The organism is Nocardioides speluncae (assembly GCF_003121585.1).
In the GTDB taxonomy this organism is placed as follows: Bacteria; Actinomycetota; Actinomycetes; order Propionibacteriales; family Nocardioidaceae; genus Nocardioides; species Nocardioides speluncae.
The window spans coordinates 69,023-91,996 of the sequence record NZ_QEOO01000028.1; the positions used below are offsets into that span (position 1 = coordinate 69,023).

Here is a 22,974-nt window from a genome sequence, read left to right on the forward strand (position 1 = left end):
CCAGGGCTAAGCCTTCTCGGCGACGGCGCCGGACTCGGTGAGGGTCTGCCGCAGCCAGTCCTCGACGCCGGCGACGTGGACCGTCGACCACGAGCGAGCGGCTTCGGGGTCGCGGGACTCCAGCGCGCGGGTGATCGCCCAGTGCTCGGCCATGGTCCGCTCGAGCGCGCCGGTCTGGGTGAGCCCGCGCCAGGTGCGCGCCCGCTGGGTCCGGCCGGAGAGCGAGTCGAGCAGCGTGCAGAGGAACGGGTTGCCACTGCCCGCGGCTATCCGCCGGTGGAACTCCAGGTCGTTGGCAACCAGCTCGGTGACGCTCGGCTGGTCGGGCAGCGTCTCGAGATGCGCACCGAGCGCGGCGAGCTCCTCGTCGGGCATGGTCAGCGCGGCCATCGCGGTGGCCGCCGGCTCCAGGATCCGGCGTACCTGCAGGATCTGCAGGATGGTGTCGTCGCGGTGGAAGTCCACGACGAAGCCGAGTGCGTCCATCAGCAGCGACGGGTCCAGGCTGGTGACGTAGGTGCCGTCGCCCTGGCGGACCGTGAGCACGTTGATCACCGCCAGCGCCTTGACCGCCTCCCGCAGCGAGTTGCGGGACAGGCCGAGCCGGTCGGCGAGGTCCGCCTCCCGCGGCAGTCGGTCCCCCGGCCCCAGCTCGCCGGTCAGGATCATCTGCTTGATCGCCTCGATGGCGGCATCGGTGACTGACATGTCTACTTCCCCGTCTCGCTCTGCTTGCTGTCCAGCTGGCCGACCAGGCTCCAGAGGAAGGGCAGCCCGGCGTCGTCTCCGCTGTAGTCGTCGGCGCGCTCGAAGAACGGCGCCACCGTCTCCTGCCAGGCCAGGTTGGCAGGCAGGCCCCGCAGTCCCTCGCGCATCCGCGCGTAGTCATCCACGTCGACGAGATGGAAGACGTCGCGGCCGCTGCGCCAGATCCGCCAGTCGTGTACGCCGTGTGCGCGGAGCGCGGTGGCGACATCCTGCGGGATCACCTCATGCACCGCGTCGTACTCGCCCTCCCGGCCGGCCTTTAGCACCGTGTGCAGCGCGATCTGGGGCATCAGCGGCTTCCTCTCCGATCTTGGTGGACGCATTCTTGCGCGGCGGGTCAGCCAGACGCGGCAGGCGGCCGCAGACGCAGGTCGTTCATGCCGCCGTCGACGGCGATCGCGGTGCCGGTGGTGGAGCCGGAGCGCGGGCTGGCGAGGTAGGCGACGGCGGTCGCGACCTCGTCGGCCGAGACCAGCCGGCCGTGTGGCTGGCGGGCCTCCAGGGCCGCTCGCTCGGCCGCCGGATCGTCGGCGGAGTCGAGCAGCCGGCCGACCCACGGCGTGTCCGCCGTGCCGGGGTTCACGCAGTTGACCCGGATCCCCTCGCGCAGGTGGTCGGCGGCCATCGCCTTGGTCAGCGCGAGCACTGCGCCCTTGCTCGCGGAGTACAGCGCCCGCTGCGGCAGTCCGGCGGTCGCGGCGATGGAGCCCGTGTTGACCACCGCCGCCGCGGGCGACTGCCGCAAGTGCGGCAGCGCCGCTCGGGTGACCCGGACGATGCCGAGCACGTTCACGTCGAGGACCCGGCGCCACTCGTCGTCGCCATTGGCCGCGATGTCGCCCTGAGCGCCGATGCCGGCGTTGTTGACGAGTACGTCGAGCCGGCCCCACTCCGCAACCACGGCCTCCACTCCAGCCCGGACCGAGGCGTCGTCGCCGACGTCCACCTTCACCAGGAGTACGCCGTCGGGCGCGGCCGAGGGGTCGAGATCGAAGGCGGCGACCCGGGCACCGCGCGCCGCGAGCTCGGCGACGATTGCGGCGCCGATGCCGGACCCGCCGCCGGTGACCACGGCGACCAGGCCGTCGTACTCGCCGCTCACTGAGCACTCGCTGACTGGGCGTCCCGCTCGTGGGCGAGCATCACCTGGCGCTGCCGGCCGAGGCCGTCGATCTCGACCTCGACGACGTCGCCGGGCCTGAGGTACGGGAACCGGCCCGAGAGCGCGACGCCCTCGGGTGTCCCGGTGAGGATCAGGTCACCGGGCTCGAGGGTGAGGTACTGGCTGAGGTGGTGCACGACCGTCGCGACGTCGAAGATCTGGTCGGCGGTGTCGGAGTCCTGCCGCGGCTCGCCGTTGACCCAGCTGCGCAGCCCGAGCTTCTGGTGGTCGACCTCGTCGGGCGTCACCAGCCATGGGCCGAGCGGGTTGAAGCCGGGCGCGCACTTGCCCTTGCTCCACTGGCCTCCGGAGACCGCGAGCTGGTAGTCCCGCTCGGAGAGGTCGTTGGCCAGCACGAACCCGGCGACATGGTCCAGCGCCTCGTCGGCGCTCTGGAGGTACGACGCACGGCGGCCGATCACGACCCCGAGCTCGACCTCCCAGTCGGTCTTGGTGCTGCCGGGCGGGATGGTCACCTCGTCGTACGGTCCGGCCACGGTGTTCGGGGTCTTCAGGAAGATGATCGGGACCTCGGGCGGCTCGGCGCCGGACTCGGCGGCGTGCGCGGCGTAGTTCATGCCGATGCAGATCACGGCGCTGGGCCGCGCGATCGGTGCGCCAACGCGCAGGCACTCCCAGCCGGCGACGGCTTCGAGCCGGTCCGCTGCGATCGCGTCGCGGACCTGCTGCACGCCGTCGCCACTCAGGAACGCACCGTCGATGTCGGTGGTGAGCGGAGTCAGGTCGAGGGCCGCTTCGGCGCCCTCTCGCTCCACGATCACGACCGGTCGCTCCTGACCTATCGGGCCCAGTCGGGCGAATTGCACAGTGCTTACCTTTCGTCAAATTATCGGGTCAATCACCGCCCAGAACTGGCTGAGATTGCGGCGTTCCGCCATCTTGACAGTGGAAACATCGGATGTCTAGCCTGTGACCGCAGTCACCGCCCGACTCCGATCACCGAGCCACCAGGAGCCCCACCTTGAGCCGCATCATCGCGATGCACACCCACGATGTGCGCTTCCCGACGTCGATCACGCTCGACGGCTCGGACGCGATGAACCCCGACCCCGACTACTCGGCGGCGTACGTCGAGCTGGTCACCGACGCCGGCGACGGGCACAGCGGCCACGGCTTCGTGTTCACCATCGGCCGCGGCAACGACGTCCAGGTCGCGGCGATCGAGGCGGTGCGCGAACGGGTCGTCGGCCGCGAGGTCGAGGCGACGCTCGCCGACCTCGGCGGCTTCTGGCGGGACCTGGTCCACGACTCGCAGCTGCGCTGGCTCGGCCCGGAGAAGGGCGTCATGCATATGGCTGTCGGCGCGGTGGTCAACGCGATGTGGGACCTCAAGGCCAAGCGCGCCGGGCTTCCGCTTTGGCAGCTGCTGGCCCGGATGAGCCCGGCCGAGATCGTCGAGCTGGTCGACTTCCGCTACCTCAGCGACGCGCTGACCCGCGACGAGGCGCTGGAGATCCTGGAGAAGGCCGAGCCCGGCCGCACCGGCCGCGAGCAGGAGCTGCTGGATGCCGGCTACCCGGCGTACACCACGACCCCGGGCTGGCTCGGGTACGACGACGCCAAGCTGGTCCGGCTCTGCCGGGAGGCGGTGGACGCCGGTTTCGCGCAGATCAAGCTCAAGGTCGGCGCCGACCTCGACGACGACGTACGCCGGCTCCGGCTGGCCCGCGAGACCGTGGGACCCGACATCCTGATCGCCGTGGACGCCAACCAGAGGTGGGAGGTCGACGAGGCGGTGAGCTGGATGGCCGCGCTCGCGCCGTTCGACGTGGCCTGGATCGAGGAGCCGACCAACCCCGACGACATCCTCGCCCACGCCGCGATCGCCCGCGCGGTGGCGCCGATCCCGGTGGCCACCGGCGAGCACATGGCCAACCGGGTGATGGCCAAGCAGTTCCTCCAGGCCGACGCGCTGACCGTGCTGCAGATGGACGCCACCCGGGTGGCCGGCGTCAACGAGAACATCGCGATCCTGCTGCTGGCCGCCAAGTTCGGCGTCCGGGTCTGCCCGCACGCCGGCGGGGTCGGCCTGTGCGAGGCGGTCCAGCACCTGTCGATGTTCGACTTCGTCGCGGTCTCCGGGACCACCGACGGCCGGATGATCGAGTACGTCGACCACCTCCACGAGCACTTCGTGACGCCCGTGCGGATCGACGCCGGCAGCTACCTCGCCCCGACCGCGCCCGGCAGCGGCGCGGAGATGCTGGCGGCCTCGATCGACGAGTACAGGCACCGCAATGAGTGATCTTGGCTACGGCTGCGCCGGCATTGGCAACCACCGCCTGGCGATGACCGACGAGCAGGCGCGGGCGCTGCTGGACGCCGCCTGGGAGAACGGGATCCGGCACTTCGACACCGCTCCCCACTACGGCCTCGGGCTCTCCGAGCGCCGGCTGGGCGCGTTCCTGGCCACCAAGCCGCGCGACGAGTACGTCGTGTCCACCAAGGTCGGCCGGGTGCTGGTCGACAACCCCGGCGGCGGTGACGCGCTCGACGACGAGGGCTTCGTGGTGCCGGCGGTGACCCGGCGGGTCTGGGACTTCACCGAGGACGGCGTACGGCGCGGCCTGGCCGCCTCGCTCGAGCGGCTCGGCCTGGACCGGGTCGACGTGGTCTACCTGCACGACCCGGAGCGCTGGGACCTCGACCGCGGCCTCGGTGATGGGCTTCCGGCGCTGGCCAAGCTCAAGGCCGAAGGCGTCACCGGACAGGTCGGCGTCGGGTCGATGGACACCGCAGCGCTGCTCGCTGCGGCCCGCTCGGGCCTGGTCGATGTGCTGATGGCCGCCGGCCGGTACACGCTGGCCGACCAGTCGCTGGCGGCCGAGACGCTGCCGGTCTGCGACGCCGAGGGCGTGGCAGTGGTCGCGGCAGCGGTCTTCAACGGCGGCCTGCTCGCCGCCGAGCCTACCCGCGAGTCGACCTTCGACTACGCGCCGGTGACCGGCGACGTGCTGGACCGGGCCCGCCGGACCGCCGCCGTGTGCGCGCGCTTCGGCGTACCGCTGGCCGCGGCCGCCCTGCACTTCCCGCTCCGGCACCCGGCCGTGGTGTCGGTGGTTGCCGGCGGCGTCGAGTCCTCCCAGATCGCGGCCAACGCCGGCTACCTGGCGACGGAGCCGCCCGAGGCGCTGTGGGACGCGTTGCGCGAGGAAGGACTGGTGACCGGATGATCGTCGACAGCCACGTGCACGTCTGGGACCTCGCGATCAGCGACTACGCCTGGCTCGGCCCCCAGCACGGCCCGCTCAACCGCAGCTTCTCGCCGGCCGAATCCACCAACGAGCTGGCCGCGGCCGGCATCACCGCCGGGGTCCTGGTGCAGGCCGAGGACTCCACCGCCGACACCGCCTACCTGCTCGACGTCGCCGAGCGGTACGCCGCGTTCGTCGGCGTGGTCGGCTGGGTGCAGCTCGACGACCGCCGGGTCACAGCCGCCCAGCTGGCCGAGCTCGCGGCGTACCCGCAGCTGCGCGGCATCCGGCACCTGGTCCACGACGACCCGCGCGACGACTTCCTGCTGCTGCCCGAGGTGCGCACCTCGCTGGCCCTGGTTGCCGACGCGGGGCTGGCGTTCGACGTACCCGACGCCTGGCCGCGGCACCTGGCCCAGGTCGCCGGGCTGGCCGCCGAGCTGGCGCAGCTGACCGTGGTCATCGACCACCTCGGCAAGCCGCCGCGCGGCAGCGGCGAGCTGGCCGACTGGGAGCTGGCGCTGCGCACCGCGGCCGTCGTACCCAACACGGTCGCCAAGGTGAGCGGCCTGCACGTCGAGGGGCAGCCGTTCACCGCCGATGCGCTGCGGCCGGTGTGGGAGACCGCGCTGGACGCCTTCGGTCCGGCCCGGCTGATGTACGGCGGCGACTGGCCGGTCAGCGTGCTGTCCGGTGGGTACGGCGCGCACTGGCAGGTGCTGTCGGAGCTGATCGGTGAGCTGACCGCCGACGAGCAGGACCTGGTGCTCCACGGCACGGCAACGCGCGCCTACGGACTCGGGGTACTTGCCGAGAGGGGCGAAACTCATGGCTGACCTGCTGCTGGAGGTGTCCGGCGTCAGCAAGGGCTTCCCGGGCGTTCAGGCGCTCGCCGACATGCACCTGGACCTGCGCCGCGGCGAGGTGCTGGCGCTGGTCGGCGAGAACGGCGCCGGCAAGTCCACGCTGATGAAGCTGCTGTCCGGGATCCACTCCCCCGACACCGGCTTCTTCCGGTTCGACGGCCAGCCCTACTTCCCGCGCAACCCGCGGCACGCGCAGTCGTCCGGGATCAGCATCATCCATCAGGAGTTCAACCTGATGCCGGACCTCACGGTCGCCCAGAACCTCTTCATCGGCCGCGAGCCCCGTCTGGGCGGCGTACTCCTGTCCGAGCGGGCGCTCAACCGGACGGCAGCGGCCCTGGTCGAGCGGCTCGGCCTGCCGCTCAATGTCCGGGCACTGGTCGGCGGGCTGACGGTCGCCCAGCAGCAGATGGTCGAGATCGCCAAGGCGCTGTCGTACGACGCGCGCGTGCTGATCATGGACGAGCCCACCGCCGCGCTCAACGACGCCGAGGTCGCGACCCTGCACGACCTGATCCGGCGCTACGTCGCCGACGGCAGTGGCGTCATCTACATCTCGCACCGGATGGACGAGCTGAAGGCGATCAGCAACCGGATCACCGTGATCCGTGACGGCCGGTACGTCGACACCCTGGACACCCCGGCCACGTCGGTGCGCGAGGTGGTCTCGCTGATGGTGGGCCGGACCATCGACGCCGAGGCGAAGCCGGTCGGCGTCCGGCACGACCGCGACGTGGTGCTCAGCGTGCGCGGGCTGTCCACCAAGCCGCTGCTGCGCGAGGTCTCCTTCGACCTGCACCGGGGCGAGATCCTCGGCTTCGCCGGGCTGATGGGCGCCGGCCGGACCGAGGTCGCCCGGGCCCTGGTCGGGGCCGACCGCAAGAGCGCGGGCGTGGTGGTCATGAACGGCCGGCCGGTCTCGATCCGGACGCCGGCCGACGCCGCGCGACGACGGATCGGCTACCTGTCCGAGGACCGCAAGCACCTCGGCCTGCTCGTCGACCAGACCGTCGAGGAGAACATCGCGCTGCCCGCCCTCGGCGAGCGGTTCAGCACGCTCGGCTTCGTCAACGGGCGGGCCGCTCGAGCGGAGGCGCAGCAGCAGGTCGCCCGGCTCGGGGTACGGACGCCGTCGGTGCGGCAGACGACCCGGAACCTGTCCGGCGGCAACCAGCAGAAGGTGGTCATCGCCAAGTGGCTGGCCAAGGACTGCGACGTGCTGATCTTCGACGAGCCGACCCGCGGCATCGACGTCGGCGCGAAGGAGGAGATCTACGCCCTCCTCAACGAGCTGGCCGGACAGGGCAAGTCGATCATCATGATCAGCTCCGAGCTCCCCGAGGTGCTGCGGATGTCGCACCGGGTGGTGGTGATGGCCGGCGGCCGCGTGAGCGGCGTGCTCGGCCACGACGAGGCCACCCAGGAGAGCGTCATGCACCTGGCCACCGCGCGCCATCCGGCGCCGACTCCCGTCGTACCTCTCAGCAAGAGCGTGACCCCGAAGGTAGGAAGCCGATGACCATTCTGGACAAGAAGCCGGACGGCCCGGACCCGGTCGGCCGGACCACGGTGATGCGCGCGCCGACCGGCTGGGCCGGGACCGCGATGGACCAGCTGCAGCAGCTGCTCGCCTTCGCCAGCCTGATCGCGATCGTCCTCTACTTCTCGTGGGCGAGCCCGACCTTCATGACGTACTACAACATCACCAACATCCTGTTCAGCACGGTCGTGATCGGGCTGCTGGCGCTCGGCACCACGTTCGTGATCATCACCTCCGGCATCGACCTGTCGATCGGCACCGGGATGGCGCTGTGCGCGGTGATGTCCGGGGTGTTCGTGATCAACCTCGGGCTGCCGGTGCCGCTCGGCGTACTCCTGGCGATCCTGTTCGGCGGCCTGATCGGGCTGGTGAACGGCGTCAACGTGGCCGTGCTCGGACTGCCGCCGTTCATCGCCACGCTGGCGATGATGCTGGTCGCGCAGGGACTGGCGCTGGTGATCTCCGACAGCGCCCCGATCTACTTCACCGACGCCCCCAGCTACCGCAAGATCTCGACCGGGGAGCTGCTCGGCGTCGACTTCCCGAACGCCGTCCTGGTGCTGATCCTCGCGGTGATCGTGTCGGCAGTGATCCTCGGCTGGACGGTGCTCGGCCGGTACACCTACTCGATCGGCAGCAACGAGGAAGCCACCGCGCTGAGCGGCATCAACGTCCGCGGCTGGAAGATCGCGATCTACACCCTGGCCGGGCTGTTCACCGGCCTGGCCGGCGTGATGATCTCGGCCCGCCTCGGCTCCGCGCAGCCCGCCACCGGCGCGGGCTACGAGCTGCAGGCGATCGCGGCCGTGGTCATCGGCGGGACCTCGCTGGCCGGCGGCAAGGGCACCATCTCCGGCACCGTCATCGGCGCGCTGATCATCTCGGTGCTCAACAACGGCCTGCAGCTGCTGTCGATCCCGCAGGAGTGGCAGAACGTCATCCTCGGCCTGGTGATCCTGGTCGCGGTGTACGCCGACATGTTCCGCAAGCAACGAGCCTGAGCCTCTCGGGAACCACTGCAACAACCGCTGCAACACACCACTAGGGAGAGCACAACGATGAACACCAAGCGATGGGGAGCCGGCCTGGCAGCCCTCACCCTGGCCCTCGGCCTGGCGGCCTGTGCGAAGGACGACGGCGGCGGTGCGGGCTCGGGGGACAAGCCCTACATCGCGATCGTCTCGAAGGGCTTCCAGCATCAGTTCTGGCAGGCGGTCAAGCAGGGCGCCGAGGAGGAGGCCAAGCGCCAGGGCGTCGAGATCACCTTCGAGGGCCCGGCCACCGAGGCCGACATCGAGGCGCAGATGACGATGCTGACCAACGCGCTGGCCAAGCAGCCCGACGCGATCGGCTTCGCCGCCCTGGACAGCCAGGCGGCGGCACCGCTGCTCGAGGAGGCGCAGGCCGCCGAGATCCCGGTGATCGCGTTCGACTCCGGCGTCGAGAGCGACATCCCGGTCACCACCGCAGCCACCGACAACTCGGCGGCCGCTGCCGAGGCGGCCAAGCGGCTCTCCGAGCTGGTCGGCGGCAAGGGCAAGGTCGGGATCGTGGTCCACGACCAGACCAGCCTGACCGGTCAGCAGCGACGCGACGGCTTCATCGAGTGGATGGAGGAGAACGCTCCCGACATCGAGGTGCTGCCGGTCCAGTACGGCGCCGGCGACCAGGCCAAGTCGGCCGACATCGCCAAGTCGATCCTGTCGGCGAACCCCGACGTGGTGGGCTTCTACGGCGCCAACGAGGGCTCCGCGATCGGCGTACTCAAGGGCATCGAGGAGGCCGGCGCCACGGACATCGCGGTGGTCGGCTTCGACTCCGGCAAGGCGCAGATCGACGCGATCAAGAGCGGCGCCGAGGCCGGCGCGATCACCCAGAACCCGGTCGGCATGGGCGAGGAGCTGGTGAAGGCCGCGGTCAAGGCGATGGACGGCGAAGAGCTTCCGGAGACCATCGACACGGGCTTCTACTGGTACGACAAGTCCAACATCGACGACCCGGAGATCGCCGCGGTCCTTTACGAGTGAGGGAGCCTATGCGCGTCGCGCTCATGGTCACCTGCATCAACGACGCACTGTTCCCTGAGCGCGGCCGCGCAGTGGTCCGGCTGCTGCGGCGACTCGGCTGCGAGGTCGAGTTTCCGCAGGGCCAGACCTGCTGCGGCCAGCCGATGATCAACAGCGGGTACGTCGACCAGGCGGTGCCACCGCTGCGTGCCTTCGTCTCGGCCTTCGAGGGGTACGACGCGGTCGTGGCCCCGTCCGGCTCGTGCGTCGGGTCGGCGCGGCACCAGCACGCTCTGGTTGCCCGCCGGTCCGGCGACGCCTCGCTGGTGCAGCGGGTCGCCGAGGTCTCGCCCAAGGTCTACGAGCTGTCGGAATTCCTGGTCGACGTGCTGGGCGTGACCGACGTCGGCGCCTACTTCCCGCACCGGGTCACCTACCACCCGACCTGCCACTCGCTGCGGATGCTGGGAGTCGGCGACCGGCCGCTGGCCCTGCTCCGCGCCGTACGCGGGATCGAGCTGGTGGAGCTGCCGGCCGCCGACGAGTGCTGCGGTTTCGGCGGCACCTTCGCGGTCAAGAACGCCGACACCTCGGTTGCGATGGGCAGCGACAAGGCGCACCACGTCCGGTCGACCGGAGCCGAGGTGCTGGTCGCCGGCGACAGCTCCTGCCTGATGCACATCGGCGGCCTGCTGTCCCGGCAGCGGTCCGGGGTCCGGGTGCTGCACCTGGCCGAAGTGCTGGCCGCGACCGAGAAGGTGAGCGTGTGACCGGGACCTTCGTCGGGATGCCGGCCTTCCCCACCGCCGCCCGGGACGCCCTGGCCGACAGCCAGCTGCGCGGCAACCTGGCCCGGGCGACCGGCACCATCCGCGCCAAGCGTGCGGCTGCGGTCGCCGAGGTGCCGGAGTGGGAGGCGCTGCGGGCGGCCGGCGCGGCGATCAAGGACGACGTACTCCTGCACCTCGAGGACTACCTGGTGCAGCTGGAGGCGTCGCTGACCGCGAGCGGCGCGACCGTCCACTGGGCGCGGGACGCGGCCGAGGCGTGCGCGATCGTCGCCGCGGTGGCCAAGGCGCACGACGCCGACGAGGTGGTCAAGGTCAAGTCGATGGCCACCCAGGAGATCGGCCTCAACGAGGCGCTGGCCGAGGCCGGGATCGCCGCCTGGGAGACCGATCTCGCCGAGCTGATCGTGCAGCTCGGCGACGACCTGCCGAGCCACATCCTGGTGCCGGCGATCCACCGCAACCGGGCGGAGGTCCGCGAGATCTTCCAGCGGGCGATGGGTACGGCGGGCCGGCCGGCGCCCGACGGCCTCACCGACGAGCCGGCGGAGCTCGCGGCAGCCGCCCGGGAGCATCTGCGCGAGAAGTTCCTCCGAGCGAAGGTCGCGGTGTCCGGCGCCAACTTCGCGGTCGCCGACAGCGGCACGCTGGTCGTGGTCGAGTCGGAGGGCAACGGCCGGATGTGTCTGACCCTGCCGGAGGTGCTGGTCTCGGTGGTCGGCATCGAGAAGGTGGTGCCGACCTGGGCCGACCTCGACGTCTTCCTGCAGCTGCTCCCCCGCTCCTCGACCGGCGAGCGGATGAACCCCTACACCTCGACCTGGACCGGCGTGACGCCCGGTGACGGGCCGCAGGAGGTGCACGTCGTCCTCCTCGACAACGGCCGTACCCGCGCGCTCGCCGACCAGGTCGGCCGGCAGGCGCTGCGCTGCATCCGCTGCTCGGCCTGCCTGAACGTGTGCCCGGTCTACAGCCGCACCGGCGGGCACGCCTACGGCTCGGTCTACCCCGGCCCGATCGGCGCGATCCTGAACCCGCTGCTGCGCGGGGTCGGCGTCGACGATCAGGTCGACTCGCTGCCGTACGCGTCGTCGCTGTGCGGCGCCTGCTACGACGTCTGCCCGGTCGCGATCGACATCCCGTCGGTGCTGGTCGAGCTGCGATCCCAGGTCGTCGACGCCCACCGCGGTGGGCTGCCGGGCGGCGAGGCGGCAGCGATGTCGGCCGCGTCCTGGGTCTTCGGACGAGCGCGCCGACTGGCCGCGGCCGAGCGGGTGAGCGGCCTGACCGGCCGGCTGGCCACGCGGCTGGCCCGGCGGCTGCCCGGCCCGGCGAGCGCATGGACCGACGCCCGCGACCTGCCGACCCCGCCGCGCGAGTCCTTCCGCGCCTGGTGGCGGCGTACCGGAGGAGGTGGTGACGCATGAGCGCGCGGGACGAGATCCTCGGGCGGGTACGCCGGGCGCTGGCGGACGCCGACCGCTCCTCGCCGCCGGTGTCCCGGGACTATCGGGTCACGCCGCCCGACGGCGCCGACCTGGTCGCGCTGTTCGTGGAACGGGTTACCGACTACCGCGCGACCGCGGTCGTGGTCCCCGACGCCGACGTGTCCGCGGCGGTCGAGGCCGCGCTCGCGGGCCGTCGGCCGATCGTCCCGGATGGCCTCCCGTGGCCGGTCGACGGTCTCGCCGACACCGGCCAGGCCGCCGCCGAGCTGGACGCGGTCGACGCGGTGGTGACCGGTGCGGCACTCGGCATCGCCGAGACCGGCACCCTGGTCCTCGATCACGGCCCCGGCCAGGGCCGCCGGGCGCTGAGCCTGGTGCCCGACGTCCACGTCTGCATCGTCCGCGCCGACCAGCTCGTGTACGGCGTACCGCAGGCCGTCGCGCTGCTCGATCCCGCACGCCCGCTCACCTGGGTCAGCGGCCCGTCCGCCACCAGCGACATCGAGCTGGACCGGGTCGAAGGCGTGCACGGTCCACGCACCCTCCACGTTGTGGTGGCAGACTCTTTTCGTGCCTGAGGTCACGCTCGGCGGAGTGCGGATCGCCTACCACGTCCACGGCAGCGGCCCGGTCTGCCTGGTCTACCCCGGCGGTCCCGGGCTCGACTGGAGCTACCTGCGACTAGGGATGCTCGAGGAGCACCTGACGCTGGTGTACGCCGAGCCGCCCGGAAGCGGGAGCTCCGGCCTGCTGCCCGACGGCAACTACTCGATTGAGCGCTACGCGTCCTTCGCCGACCAGCTGGCCCGGCACCTCGGCGAGCCGAACGTCTTCCTACTCGGCCACTCCCACGGCGCGTTCGTCGCCCTCCAGACCGCGCTGGACTTCCCCGACCGGCTGGCCGGGATCATCGTGTACGGCGGTGCGGCCTTCTACGGACCCGAGCTGTTCGAGCGGGCCTACCGCAACATCGAGGCATGGGTCGCCGACCGCCCACCGGGGGACCCACTGTCGGAGCAGATCGTCCAGGCGTGGCACGACGACCCACCTGAGCCGGAGGCGCATCTGGACGCGTTCCGCCGGCTGCTGCCGATGTACTTCCACGACTACGCGGCGATCGAGGATGGGCTCGCCGGCTGGCGGGACGCGCTCGCCATCACCCTCGACCCGAACCGCCAGGAGGAGCGCTGGGATATCCGCGACCGGCTCGGCGAGATCGCCGTGCCGACGCTGGTGCTGACCGGCGCGGCGGACTTCATCACTCCGCTGGACTCGGCGCGGGAACTGGCCGAAGGAATCCCCGGCGCGGAGCTGACCATCCTCAGCGCGAGCGGGCACCTCGCCCACCTCGAGGAGCCGGACGCGTTCCGGGACGCGGTACGGCGGTTCACCGACAGGGACCCAGCCTGATCTCGCGCCGTCAGTCAGTGGGCCGCGACGGGTGCCAGTCGGGCAGGTTCTCCGGGTTCCGTGGGAACCCCTCCTGGTCGTCGGTGAGCAGAATGTCCTCCGCCTCGCCTTCGAGCGGCGGATTGTCGTAGTCGAACTCCGACACCAAGTTGCCGTCCTTAGTAATGGTGAAGGTGGCGTTGTACCAGGTGCCCTTGCCCGGCTGATACATCGCGGCGCGAAGATCCTCGCACGCTTCGTCGCCTTCGTCGGCGACCAGTTGCGACCCGTCGATCCGGCCGTCGTTGGACTCGATTCTGAGCTCTGATTGAGACATCGAGCGCACAGCGGAGAACTCGAGGGTGATCATTCGCCAGTCGTCGGTTGCGGAAGATGCCATTGCCTTCCCGATGCGCTCCAGCAACTCACCTTGTCCGAGCAGCGACATCAGTCGGCACGCCGGGACGGGTGCCAGTCCGGCAGGTTCTCCGGGTCACGTGGGAGCCGCTCCTGATCGTCGATGAGCAGCGCCTCGTCAGCGTCACCGTCGAACGGTGCGTTGTCATAGTCGAATTCCGACTCCAGGCTTCCGTCAGGGGTGAGCGTGAAGCGCGCGTTGTACCAACTCCCCTTGCCGGGCTGGTACATCGCCTCGCGAATCTCGTGGGCGGCCAACCGACCTGGGCGGTCGAGCGCACATGACGTGTCTATCGTCCCGTCCGACCGATGACCATCGACCGTCGTCTGGGTCATTCCCCCAGCAGAGGTGACGTGGAGCTCCATCTTGCGCCAGCCCTCAGGCGCCGTTCGCACGAGCGACTCCCCGATCTCGCGCATGAGTTCGCCAGTCGTCTCGATCATTCCGTTGACCCTTCAGGCTTGGGTTTGTTCTCGATTGTGACCCATCGAATGCGGCCACCAATCTCAGTACCGACCTCGATGATGTCCGGACGACGGTCGTCGCCGGGGTACTCCAACTCCACGAACACCTTGACCGAGCGGCCGGCCTCGATCTCCTTGCGCCACACCTTCTCGAGAGTGGCGTACTGGCCGAGGTTGACCTTGGCCCCTTCCATCGGCGTCAGGTTGATCTTGCCGAGCGGGCCTTGGAAGATCCGCGCGAACAGATGGCCGGCATGGTCACCAGGCAGCTTGCCGACCAGCGTGCGTTGAGCACTCTTGCTGCGCGGGTGCTCCAGGTCGATCAGGTCAAGCGTGGCGGTTGCCCTGACGACTCGGCCCTGCTCGTCGGTTTCGTACTGGAACCGCTCGTCGACGACGACTGTGGAGTTCGGTGGGGGCTTGTTGAGCTGACGCCGGTGAGTGGGATCCGTGGACGACAGCGCGATCGTGCCAGCTGCCGTGCTAGCAGCACCGCCGCCGACGCGGCCGGCGTCGCGCACCTCGGCGATCATCTCGTCCGTGCATTTCCGTGCCGCCTCGACGGAGCCGAGGACACCGGTGAGTGGCGCTCGGATCTCCTCGATGCGGCCGAGCAGGGGTCCTGGTCGAGCACCCTTCAGAACCATCGCCACGATGGCTTGGCTGTCGTCCAGATTCTTCGCGGTCCCAGGAAGCCGACCAGCGAGCTGCTGAAGCTCACCGGATACGAGGCCCAGGCTCGCGGCGACCTCGTCCGGCGAGGCATCGTCAGGCACCAACGCCGTACGCGTGGCCAGCTCGGCAAGCAGCTTCTGATCGGCAACCATGGCCTGACCGCATTTCGCCATCAGCTTCACGACCTGGCCCATCTCGGTGGCCATCCGCCGCAAGCCGGTGCGGCCGAGTCTCTGCTCCACCTCGCGTGCGTGCTTCTGGCCCCGTCGGGTCGCGGCCATCGCGGCGTCGAGGCCGGAGCTCGCCTCACGGAGCGACTCCAGAATCTTGCCGACCTCGGCCACGCCACCCCGTTCTCGACGGTCAACATCGGACAGACCGACCATAACGGCTCTTTGGTGCGGGGGCCTGCCGCGAACCCCTCCACGTTGTGGGCTCGCGGTGAAGCGGTGAGACCTGGGCCACTAACCTCAGGGCCATGTTCAACAAGGTGCTGGTGGCAAACCGTGGTGAGATCGCGATCCGCGCCTTCCGGGCGGCGTACGAGATCGGCGCGCGCACGGTCGCGGTGTTCCCCTACGAGGACCGCGGGTCCGAGCACCGGCTGAAGGCCGACGAGGCGTACGAGATCGGCGAGCGCGGGCACCCGGTGCGCGCCTACCTCGACCCGGAGGCGATCGTCGCGGTCGCGGTGAAGGCCGGTGTCGACGCGGTCTACCCCGGCTACGGCTTCCTGTCCGAGAACCCCGCGCTGGCCGAGGCGTGCGCGAACGCCGGGATCACCTTCGTCGGGCCGACCGCGGACGTGCTGACCCTGACCGGCAACAAGGCGCGCGCGATCGCCGCCGCCAAGGCCGCCGGCGTACCGACCCTGGCGAGCGTCGACCCGTCCACCGACGTGGACACCCTGGTCGCGGCGTCCGAGGCGCTGCCGTACCCGCTGTTCGTGAAGGCGGTCGCGGGTGGCGGCGGCCGCGGGATGCGGCGGGTGGACGAGCCCGGCCCGGACAACGAGGCGCTGCGGGAGGCGATCGAGACCTGCATGCGCGAGGCGGAGAGCGCCTTCGGCGACCCGACCGTGTTCATCGAGCAGGCGGTGGTCGACCCGCGCCACATCGAGGTCCAGATCTTGGCCGATGGCGAGGGCAACGTGATCCATCTGTACGAGCGTGACTGCTCGGTGCAGCGGCGGCATCAGAAGGTCGTCGAGATCGCGCCCGCGCCCAACCTCGACCCGGAGCTGCGGGACCGGATCTGCGCGGACGCCGTGCGGTTCGCCCGCGAGATCGGCTACCGCAACGCCGGGACCGTGGAGTTCTTGCTTGACCCGGCCGGCAACTACGTGTTCATCGAGATGAACCCGCGGATCCAGGTCGAGCACACCGTCACCGAGGAGATCACCGACGTCGACCTGGTGCAGTCGCAGTTGCGGATCGCGGCCGGCGAGACACTGGCCGACCTCGGTCTGTCGCAGGACGACGTCGTGGTTCGGGGCGCGGCGCTGCAGTGCCGGATCACCACCGAGGACCCGGCCAACGGGTTCCGGCCCGACACCGGCAAGATCACGACGTACCGCTCCCCCGGCGGCGCCGGCGTCCGCATCGACGGCGGTACGACGTACACCGGCGCCGAGGTGTCCGGCTACTTCGACTCGATGCTGGCCAAGCTGACCTGCCGCGGCCGGACCTTCGACAAGGCCGTCGAGAAGGCACGGCGGGCGGTCGCGGAGTTCCGGATCCGCGGCGTGGCCACCAACATCGCCTTCCTGCAGGCACTCCTGGACGACCCCGACTTCGCGGCCGGACGGCTGACCACCGCCTTCATCGAGAACCACCCGCAGCTGCTCAACGCCCGCGCGTCAGGCGACCGCGGCACCAAGCTGCTGACCTACCTCGCCGACGTCACCGTCAACCAGCCGCACGGCCCGGCGCCGGTCTCGGTCGACCCCGCGCTGAAGCTGCCCGACGTCGACCTCGTCGTCCCGGCACCCGACGGCACCCGCCAGCGGCTGCTGGCGCTCGGGCCGGAGGAGTTCGCCCGGCAGCTGCGGGCCGCGACCGAGGTGGCGGTCACCGACACCACGTTCCGCGACGCCCACCAGTCGCTGCTGGCGACCCGGGTGCGCACCCGCGACCTGCTGCTGGTCGCCGGCCACGTCGCCCGGACCACGCCCGAGCTGTGGTCGCTGGAGGCCTGGGGCGGCGCGACGTACGACGTGGCGCTGCGCTTCCTCACCGAGGACCCATGGGAGCGGCTCGCCGCGCTGCGGCAGGCGGTCCCCAACATCTGCCTGCAGATGCTGCTGCGCGGCCGGAACACGGTCGGGTACACGCCGTACCCGACCGAGGTCACCGACGCGTTCGTGCACGAGGCGTCCGAGACCGGCATCGACGTGTTCCGGATCTTCGACGCCCTCAATGACGTCGAGCAGATGCGGCCGGCGATCGCCGCGGTGCGCGACACCGAGCGGTCGGTGGCCGAGGTGGCGCTCTGCTACACCGGCGACCTGTCCTCGCCGACCGAGACGCTCTACACGCTCGACTACTACCTGCGGCTGGCCGAGCAGATCGTCGACGCCGGCGCGCACGTGCTGGCGATCAAGGACATGGCCGGGCTGCTCCGGGCGCCGGCCGCGCGGACCCTGGTCACCGCGCTGCGCGAGCGCTTCGACCTGCCGGTCCACCTGCACACCCACGACACCCCCGGCGGCCAGCTCGCGACGCTGCTCGCGGCCATCGACGCCGGCGTCGACGCGGTCGACGCGTGCTCCGCACCGATGGCCGGTACGACGTCGCAGCCGGCGCTGTCCGCGCTGGTCTCGGCGACCGACCACTCCGCGCGCGAGACCGGGCTGTCGCTGGACGCGGTCTGCGCGCTGGAGCCCTACTGGGAGGCAACCCGCCGGGTCTACGCCCCCTTCGAGTCCGGGCTGCCGTCGCCGACCGGACGGGTCTACACCCACGAGATCCCCGGCGGCCAGCTCTCCAACCTGCGCCAGCAGGCGATCGCGCTCGGCCTCGGCGAGAAGTTCGAGGCGATCGAGGACATGTACGCCGCCGCCAACCGGATCCTCGGCAACGTCGTGAAGGTGACGCCGTCCTCGAAGGTGGTCGGCGACCTGGCCCTGCATCTGGTCGCAGTCGGCGCGGACCCCGCCGAGTTCGAGGCCAACCCGTCCCGCTTCGACATCCCGGACTCCGTCGTCGGCTTCCTCAACGGCGAGCTCGGCGACCCGCCCGGCGGCTGGCCGGAGCCGTTCCGGACCAAGGCGCTCGCCGGCCGGACGTGGACTGCGCCGGCCGCGTCGCTGACCCCGGAGCAGAGCGAGGCACTGGCCTCGGAGGCGGCCGCCGACCGGCGCCGTACCCTCAACGAACTGCTGTTCCCGGGCCCGTCTCGCGAGTTCGCCGAGACGCGGGAGCGGTACGGCGACGTGTCGGTGCTGCCCACCCTCGACTACCTCTACGGCCTGCGCGGCGGCGAGGAGCACACCGTCGACCTCGACGAGGGCAAGCGGCTGCTGCTCGGGCTGCAGTCGATCAGCGAGCCCGACGAGCGCGGATTCCGGTCGGTGATGTGCACGATCAACGGCCAGCTCCGGCCGGTCAGCGTCCGCGACCGCAGCGTCGCCGCCGAGGTGCCCGCCGCCGAGAAGGCCGACCCGAACACGCCCGGCCAGGTCGCCGCCCCGTTCGCCGGCGTGGTCACGATCTCGGTCGCCGAGGGCGACACGGTCGAGGCCGGCGACAAGGTCGCCGTGATCGAGGCGATGAAGATGGAGGCCGCCATCACCGCCCCAGTCGCCGGCACCGTCCAGCGGCTCGCCCTTCCCGGCACCCAGCAGGTCGAGGGCGGCGACCTCGTCCTGGTCCTCAGCTAGCGTCGCCTGCCAGCGACCGGCAGGTCACAGCGTCCCTTCGATCGTCGCATGGCGAAGGTTGACTCCTGCCTGGCCGATCGATCGAATGCCGGTGCGAGTGAACTCGTCCAGCGTCTGCGGCAGGCTCACCCACAGCTCGATCGACCTGTGTGCGGGGCTGGACAGCTCCATCGAGAACCGGTCGGGGGTGATCTTCCCGTTGTGGGTGCCCAGCCAGAAGAAGTCGTCGGGCATCTCCTCGAGCACGGGATGCCAGATGCCAGCAGGATGACTCAGCCGAGAGACACTCGCCACCGGTTCACTCATCAATGACAGGTGGTAGACCTCTTCGCGTCGACGGTGGTCACGAACGGTCGCAAGCGGATCCTCACCGAGCTCCACGGTCAGCTGCCAAGTGGTTCCCGTCGGCGATGGGAACCCGGCTATGTTGCACTGCCAGGTTCGGATGTGAGTCATTCTGGTCCCGCCCCACCAGGTTCGCGCAGGCTGCGGGAGATTGTGGAACTTGACCTTGTCGGCGTCCGCGCGCCGGAGTGGAGTCCCCACCCTGTTCGCCACCGCCGCGTCCTGTTGCGGGGTCCGCAGGCGGCGAATCACGGTGCCGTCTGGCAGGCGAGCCTTGCTGGGGAACAGGCCGGCGTCCGAGGACGTGGCTGGGATGCCCGAGCCTTCGGACCTACGGTCCACGTCAGGCTGCGCGCTTCTCGTGTCAGGCCCCAACTCCTGCACGGCCGGTCGCTGGTCGCGGGCCGGGCGCAGGACAAGAGGCAAGTCAAGACCGCTGCCCTGTGCTTGCACCTGCGGTTCTGGACGCCCCTGGCTGCGCAAGGTCTCGCGAGTTCGCCGTACCAACGTGTCGAGCGTCAGAAAGTCGGCCTCCGGAGTCCGCAGATCCCCGGTCACATGGCCGAGGATCGCACCCGTAAACGCGGTATGTCGCTCACCCGCTGGCGCCATTGCGGTCTCGGAAGCCGGACTGGCCACCCAAGTCACGGCGCCTGCTGTCCCGACCGCGCCACGTACGACTGCATCGGCACTGGACATCACGTCCAGCGCCCGACCGGCGAAGCAACAGTCCAAGACCATCAACCGCACATCGGCAACCGCGCGGCGGATGACGCGCTGGACGCGTCTGAACTCGACCGAGCGCCACTCCAAGCCATCGGCCCGGTTTGGGGTCTGAGTGGTTGCCAGAAAAAGGTGGCCTTCTTCGTCGGTCTGGCCGTGGCCGGCAAAGTAGAACAGCAAGAAGTCCAGATCTCGATCGGCGAGCCTGGACAGCGGGTCAAGTACCTCATGCTCGGAATTGGGGTCGACCACCACGTCGACATTCGACGGATCCATGCCGACCAGGCTCGAGTCCGTGAGCACCTCCCGCAGGTCGTCTAGGTTGTTCCGCACTGTAGGAAGCGTGGTCATCCCGGCGTCGTTCCGGGCTGTGCCAACCAGGAGCGCCGCCCAACGCGCCCTCGTTCCGTCCGTGCTCACCTGGCTCTCCCGCCATCTGTTGGCCGTGTCCGGCGTCTCTTAAGAGCATGCCGCGAAACGGACTGATATTTCACCCGTTTCGCGGCCCGCGACGGGTGGCAGCATTGCCGCGTTTTCGCCGACCGAGTAGGCGACCGCCAACGGCGGGAGTGTCAGACTGGAGTCCGGCAGAGCAGCGAGGAGGGCATGTGGGTCTCGAACTTAGCGTTGGGGGTCAGGGTCCGCGGACCGACCTTGAGCTGGAACTGCGGACGCTGCAGGACTGGGTACGGCGGGAGCGGACGCCCGGCGTGCGCGTGGTCAGGAAGCCTCCGGAGCTCAAAGAAGGGGACCTTGGCGCACTCAGTGACGTCATCCAGGTGATCGTCGCTACGGGTGATGTGGCCGCCGCCGCGGCTGGAATCGCGACCGCCATCTATAGCTGGTTGCAGTCGCGTCGTACGAAGGTCGCGGTGACAGTCGTGGATGGAGACACCACCTACGAGTTCACCCAATCCATGCCCAAGGCGGAGATCGAGAGACTGCTTCAGCACAGCCTTCAGCCAGACGCGTGACGGTCAGGTGGCTCCTCGCACGTGCCGAAAGTGCCGGCTCGGCGCCGTGCGCGTGAACCAGAGGTGCCCAGTCCGCGCAGGTCTCGATCGGGGCACGGATCGGCAACGTCTGGGCGTGAGGGGGCGGCGCAGGTGGCGTTGATCTTCCTAGACTCAGGGCATGGTCGGCCTGATGGCGGTCCTGATCGTGCTGTGCCTGGTGGGCGTGCTCGTCGGGCGCCGTCGCCGCGCGCGTGTCCGCCGCCGGCTGATGGAGGTCCAGAAGCGTGACCTCGCCCGCAAGGCGGTCGAGGAGGACCTCGCGCGGTTCGCCGACGACCTGGCCGATCTCTACTTCGAGACACTCACCGACGAGCCCGGGTCACCGTTGTGCCAGGACTTCGAGCGGGCGGTCGAGTGCTACGAGCGGGCCCGCAGCCTGGGGCGCAGCGCCGCGGCCACCGGCACCGTCAAGGACGCCACTCGCACCCTCGAGTATGGCCGGCACACAATGGCCTGCGTGCTCGCCCGGCGTCGCGACCAGCAGGTTCCGGAGCGGCGGCCGCCGTGCTTCCTGAACCCGGCGCACGGTCCCGCCGAGGTGCGCGTCGACTGGGCACCGGAGGGCCAGCCGTCGCTGCAGGTGCCGGTCTGCCGGGCCGACGCGGACCGACTGCTGCTCGGTGTCGCGCCCGAGGTGCGGCTGGTGCGAGCGGGTGGCCGGTACGTGCCGTGGTTCCAGGCCGGCACGGCGTACCGGGCGTACGCCGAGGGCTACTTCGGCTCCCACACCCGAGCGGCCGTCCCGCACGAGGTGCTGACCTCGCTGGACTGGGGCGCCGAGCCGCCGTCGTACGACGCCGACCTCGCGGCACTGGACTGGTACGGCGCCCATGAGTGGGACCGCCGGCGGCACACCGACCGGTCGGCGGGCGTCCTCGGCTACCACCCGCCGGAGCGGCGACGGCGGCGGCCCTGAGCGCTGGCGCGACCTCTACGACCCGAGGTGCTCGCGGGCGACGGACTTGGGCACCACCATCCGCCAGGCGTCGGTGACCAGCTCGGTCATCTCCTGCTCGTCGAGCGCGGCCAGCCTGGCGACCACCCAGTGGTACCGCATGTCACCCACCGACGGCAACTGGAACTTGTCGGGCTCGCTCTCGACCAGCGCCGCGCGCTGCTCATTCGGGAAACCGAAGCCCATCAGCGTCTCATCGCGGCTGAACGCGACATACACCAGCTGCTTCACCCGGAACTTCACCCGGTCCCGGATGAGGTGCTCGGTGGTCCGCGGCAGGCTCAGCGCCAGCCGGCGTACGTCGTCCACCTCGACCATCTGGCCCCTCCCTGGTCGGCTCCCCGGCAAAGTCTGGTCACACGTCGGACACGAGGCGCCGAAGTCCATGGTCGGCAGGCGCCGCGCTGCCTACCATCGAAGCATGAGCTGGGTGATCGTCCTGATCCTGGTGATCGTCGCCGGTCTGCTGGTAGCCGGAGCCACGACCGACCAGTTGCGCAAGCGCAAGCGCGCGGTCGCGCTGGAGGCCGACTCGCTGCGCCAGGTGCGCAAGGTGGCCGACGAGGACGTCACCCAGTTCGGCGAGGAGCTCCAGGACCTCCACATCGAGACCATGACCACCGACCTGGACACCCCGATGCGCCAGGACTACCAACGTGCCCTGGACTCCTACGAGAGCGCGAAGTCGCTGCTGCGCGACGTGGCGAAGCCGGCTGACGTCAAGGAGGTCACACACGCGCTCGAGGACGGCCGCTACGCGATGGCGTGCGTGCTGGCCCGGCGCGACGACCAGCCGCTGCCCGAGCGGCGTCCGCCCTGCTTCTTCAACCCGGCGCACGGCCCGGCGCAGACCGACGTCGAGTGGGCGCCGCCGGGCGGCGTACCTCGCGAGGTGCCGGTCTGTCTCGCCGATGCCGAGCGCATCCGGCAGGGCGCGGAGCCGGCGGTCCGCAAGGTCCGCGCCGGCAACCGGATGGTGCCGTGGTACCAGGGTGGCCCGGCCTACGCGCCGTACGCCGAGGGTTACTTCGCGTCGTACGTCGTCAGCGGCATCATGCCGATCTTCCTGCTCTCCGCGATGATGCCCGTCTGGTCCGACCCGGCCGTCCAGGGCATGCCGGCCGAGACACCTCCTGATGGCTGGGACGGCTTTGGCGGCGATCCCGGTGGGAGCGGCGATCCGGGCGGCGGCGAGTGGACGGGCGGTGGCGGCGATGTCGGCAGCGGGTTCGACATGGGCGGCGGCGGCTTCGACGGCGGCGGCTTCGACGGCGGCTCCTTCTAGCAGGGTCTGAGCCCGGCTGCCCGATCGGGCA

General features: G+C 70.5%; 23 protein-coding genes. 14 read left to right on the forward strand and 9 right to left on the reverse strand.

All coding sequences use genetic code 11. The annotated features are described in order from the left end of the window. Positions 1 to 6 precede the first annotated feature (6 nt). The 4 genes from DDV73_RS15815 to DDV73_RS15830 are packed head-to-tail and all read right to left on the reverse strand — an operon-like array spanning position 7 to position 2,712. Positions 7 to 708 carry a FadR/GntR family transcriptional regulator gene (locus DDV73_RS15815; protein WP_109508222.1) on the reverse strand — a complete coding sequence of 234 codons (702 nt, stop codon included), beginning with the start codon at positions 706 to 708 and terminating at the stop codon, positions 7 to 9. Positions 709 to 710: 2 nt separating this feature from the next. Further along, positions 711 to 1,058 carry an L-rhamnose mutarotase gene (locus DDV73_RS15820; RefSeq protein WP_109508223.1) on the reverse strand — a complete coding sequence of 116 codons (348 nt, stop codon included), beginning with the start codon at positions 1,056 to 1,058 and terminating at the stop codon, positions 711 to 713. A 47-nt stretch (positions 1,059 to 1,105) separates the two neighbouring features. Continuing rightward, a complete protein-coding gene (locus DDV73_RS15825; protein WP_109508224.1) occupies positions 1,106 to 1,870 on the reverse strand; it encodes an SDR family NAD(P)-dependent oxidoreductase in 765 nt (254 codons plus the stop codon). Beyond that, entirely contained in the window at positions 1,867 to 2,712 is an 846-nt protein-coding gene (locus tag DDV73_RS15830; protein ID WP_240617316.1) for a fumarylacetoacetate hydrolase family protein, read from the reverse strand. The genes DDV73_RS15825 and DDV73_RS15830 overlap by 4 nt, the downstream gene beginning before the upstream one ends. A 200-nt stretch (positions 2,713 to 2,912) precedes the next feature. Here DDV73_RS15830 and DDV73_RS15835 point away from each other — a divergent pair, with 200 nt between their 5' ends. From DDV73_RS15835 to DDV73_RS15880, 10 genes are read left to right on the forward strand one after another with little or no spacing between them, the layout of a single operon-like run. Further along, a complete protein-coding gene (locus DDV73_RS15835) occupies positions 2,913 to 4,196 on the forward strand; it encodes an enolase C-terminal domain-like protein (protein WP_109508226.1) in 1,284 nt (427 codons plus the stop codon). After that, positions 4,189 to 5,124, forward strand: a complete 936-nt coding sequence (locus DDV73_RS15840; protein WP_109508227.1) for an aldo/keto reductase — start codon at positions 4,189 to 4,191, stop codon at positions 5,122 to 5,124. The genes DDV73_RS15835 and DDV73_RS15840 overlap by 8 nt, the downstream gene beginning before the upstream one ends. Next, positions 5,121 to 5,981: an amidohydrolase family protein gene (locus DDV73_RS15845; RefSeq protein WP_109508228.1), complete on the forward strand. Its 861-nt coding sequence runs from the start codon at positions 5,121 to 5,123 to the stop codon at positions 5,979 to 5,981. Before DDV73_RS15840 ends, DDV73_RS15845 begins: the two co-directional genes overlap by 4 nt. After that, complete coding sequence (locus DDV73_RS15850) at positions 5,974 to 7,530, forward strand: sugar ABC transporter ATP-binding protein (protein WP_109508229.1); 1,557 nt, start codon at positions 5,974 to 5,976, stop codon at positions 7,528 to 7,530. Before DDV73_RS15845 ends, DDV73_RS15850 begins: the two co-directional genes overlap by 8 nt. Continuing rightward, positions 7,527 to 8,552 (forward strand): ABC transporter permease, encoded by a 1,026-nt coding sequence (locus DDV73_RS15855; RefSeq protein ID WP_206050903.1) that lies wholly within the window; start codon positions 7,527 to 7,529, stop codon positions 8,550 to 8,552. Before DDV73_RS15850 ends, DDV73_RS15855 begins: the two co-directional genes overlap by 4 nt. Before the next feature lie 57 nt (positions 8,553 to 8,609). Then, positions 8,610 to 9,578 carry an ABC transporter substrate-binding protein gene (locus tag DDV73_RS15860; RefSeq protein WP_109508230.1) on the forward strand — a complete coding sequence of 323 codons (969 nt, stop codon included), beginning with the start codon at positions 8,610 to 8,612 and terminating at the stop codon, positions 9,576 to 9,578. An 8-nt stretch (positions 9,579 to 9,586) separates the two neighbouring features. Continuing rightward, entirely contained in the window at positions 9,587 to 10,327 is a 741-nt protein-coding gene (locus DDV73_RS15865; protein WP_109508231.1) for a (Fe-S)-binding protein, read from the forward strand. A gap of 17 nt (positions 10,328 to 10,344) precedes the next feature. Then, the gene (locus tag DDV73_RS15870; protein ID WP_109508268.1) at positions 10,345 to 11,772 is read left to right on the forward strand and encodes a lactate utilization protein B; all 1,428 of its coding nucleotides are present in this window, start codon (positions 10,345 to 10,347) and stop codon (positions 11,770 to 11,772) included. Next, positions 11,769 to 12,371, forward strand: a complete 603-nt coding sequence (locus DDV73_RS15875) for a LutC/YkgG family protein (protein WP_109508232.1) — start codon at positions 11,769 to 11,771, stop codon at positions 12,369 to 12,371. The genes DDV73_RS15870 and DDV73_RS15875 overlap by 4 nt, the downstream gene beginning before the upstream one ends. Further along, positions 12,364 to 13,203: an alpha/beta fold hydrolase gene (locus DDV73_RS15880; RefSeq protein WP_161962421.1), complete on the forward strand. Its 840-nt coding sequence runs from the start codon at positions 12,364 to 12,366 to the stop codon at positions 13,201 to 13,203. The genes DDV73_RS15875 and DDV73_RS15880 overlap by 8 nt, the downstream gene beginning before the upstream one ends. Positions 13,204 to 13,213: 10 nt before the next feature. On the opposite strand, the gene DDV73_RS15885 is transcribed toward DDV73_RS15880, so the two are convergent. The 3 genes from DDV73_RS15885 to DDV73_RS15895 are packed head-to-tail and all read right to left on the reverse strand — an operon-like array spanning position 13,214 to position 15,083. Continuing rightward, a complete protein-coding gene (locus DDV73_RS15885) occupies positions 13,214 to 13,630 on the reverse strand; it encodes an antitoxin YezG family protein (RefSeq protein ID WP_154402779.1) in 417 nt (138 codons plus the stop codon). Continuing rightward, positions 13,630 to 14,043 (reverse strand): hypothetical protein, encoded by a 414-nt coding sequence (locus DDV73_RS15890; RefSeq protein ID WP_109508235.1) that lies wholly within the window; start codon positions 14,041 to 14,043, stop codon positions 13,630 to 13,632. Before DDV73_RS15890 ends, DDV73_RS15885 begins: the two co-directional genes overlap by 1 nt. Next, positions 14,040 to 15,083, reverse strand: coding sequence for a DNA/RNA non-specific endonuclease (locus tag DDV73_RS15895; protein WP_161962422.1), 1,044 nt, complete (start codon positions 15,081 to 15,083; stop codon positions 14,040 to 14,042). Before DDV73_RS15895 ends, DDV73_RS15890 begins: the two co-directional genes overlap by 4 nt. Before the next feature lie 134 nt (positions 15,084 to 15,217). On the opposite strand from DDV73_RS15895, the gene DDV73_RS15900 reads away from it, so the two are divergent. After that, entirely contained in the window at positions 15,218 to 18,619 is a 3,402-nt protein-coding gene (locus DDV73_RS15900) for a pyruvate carboxylase (RefSeq protein WP_109508237.1), read from the forward strand. Positions 18,620 to 18,643: 24 nt separating this feature from the next. Here the strand turns inward: DDV73_RS15900 and DDV73_RS15905 are convergent, their stop codons facing one another. Beyond that, positions 18,644 to 20,107 carry a caspase family protein gene (locus DDV73_RS15905; protein WP_276310118.1) on the reverse strand — a complete coding sequence of 488 codons (1,464 nt, stop codon included), beginning with the start codon at positions 20,105 to 20,107 and terminating at the stop codon, positions 18,644 to 18,646. 188 nt (positions 20,108 to 20,295) lie between these two features. Here DDV73_RS15905 and DDV73_RS15910 point away from each other — a divergent pair, with 188 nt between their 5' ends. Then, complete coding sequence (locus tag DDV73_RS15910) at positions 20,296 to 20,661, forward strand: effector-associated constant component EACC1 (RefSeq protein ID WP_109508239.1); 366 nt, start codon at positions 20,296 to 20,298, stop codon at positions 20,659 to 20,661. Between the two features lie 160 nt (positions 20,662 to 20,821). Then, positions 20,822 to 21,619: a hypothetical protein gene (locus DDV73_RS15915; protein ID WP_109508240.1), complete on the forward strand. Its 798-nt coding sequence runs from the start codon at positions 20,822 to 20,824 to the stop codon at positions 21,617 to 21,619. A 15-nt stretch (positions 21,620 to 21,634) separates the two neighbouring features. On the opposite strand, the gene DDV73_RS15920 is transcribed toward DDV73_RS15915, so the two are convergent. Beyond that, positions 21,635 to 21,976, reverse strand: a complete 342-nt coding sequence (locus tag DDV73_RS15920) for an MmcQ/YjbR family DNA-binding protein (RefSeq protein ID WP_109508241.1) — start codon at positions 21,974 to 21,976, stop codon at positions 21,635 to 21,637. 103 nt (positions 21,977 to 22,079) lie between these two features. On the opposite strand from DDV73_RS15920, the gene DDV73_RS15925 reads away from it, so the two are divergent. Continuing rightward, positions 22,080 to 22,943, forward strand: a complete 864-nt coding sequence (locus DDV73_RS15925) for a hypothetical protein (RefSeq protein WP_109508242.1) — start codon at positions 22,080 to 22,082, stop codon at positions 22,941 to 22,943. The last annotated feature ends 31 nt before the right edge of the window (positions 22,944 to 22,974 follow it).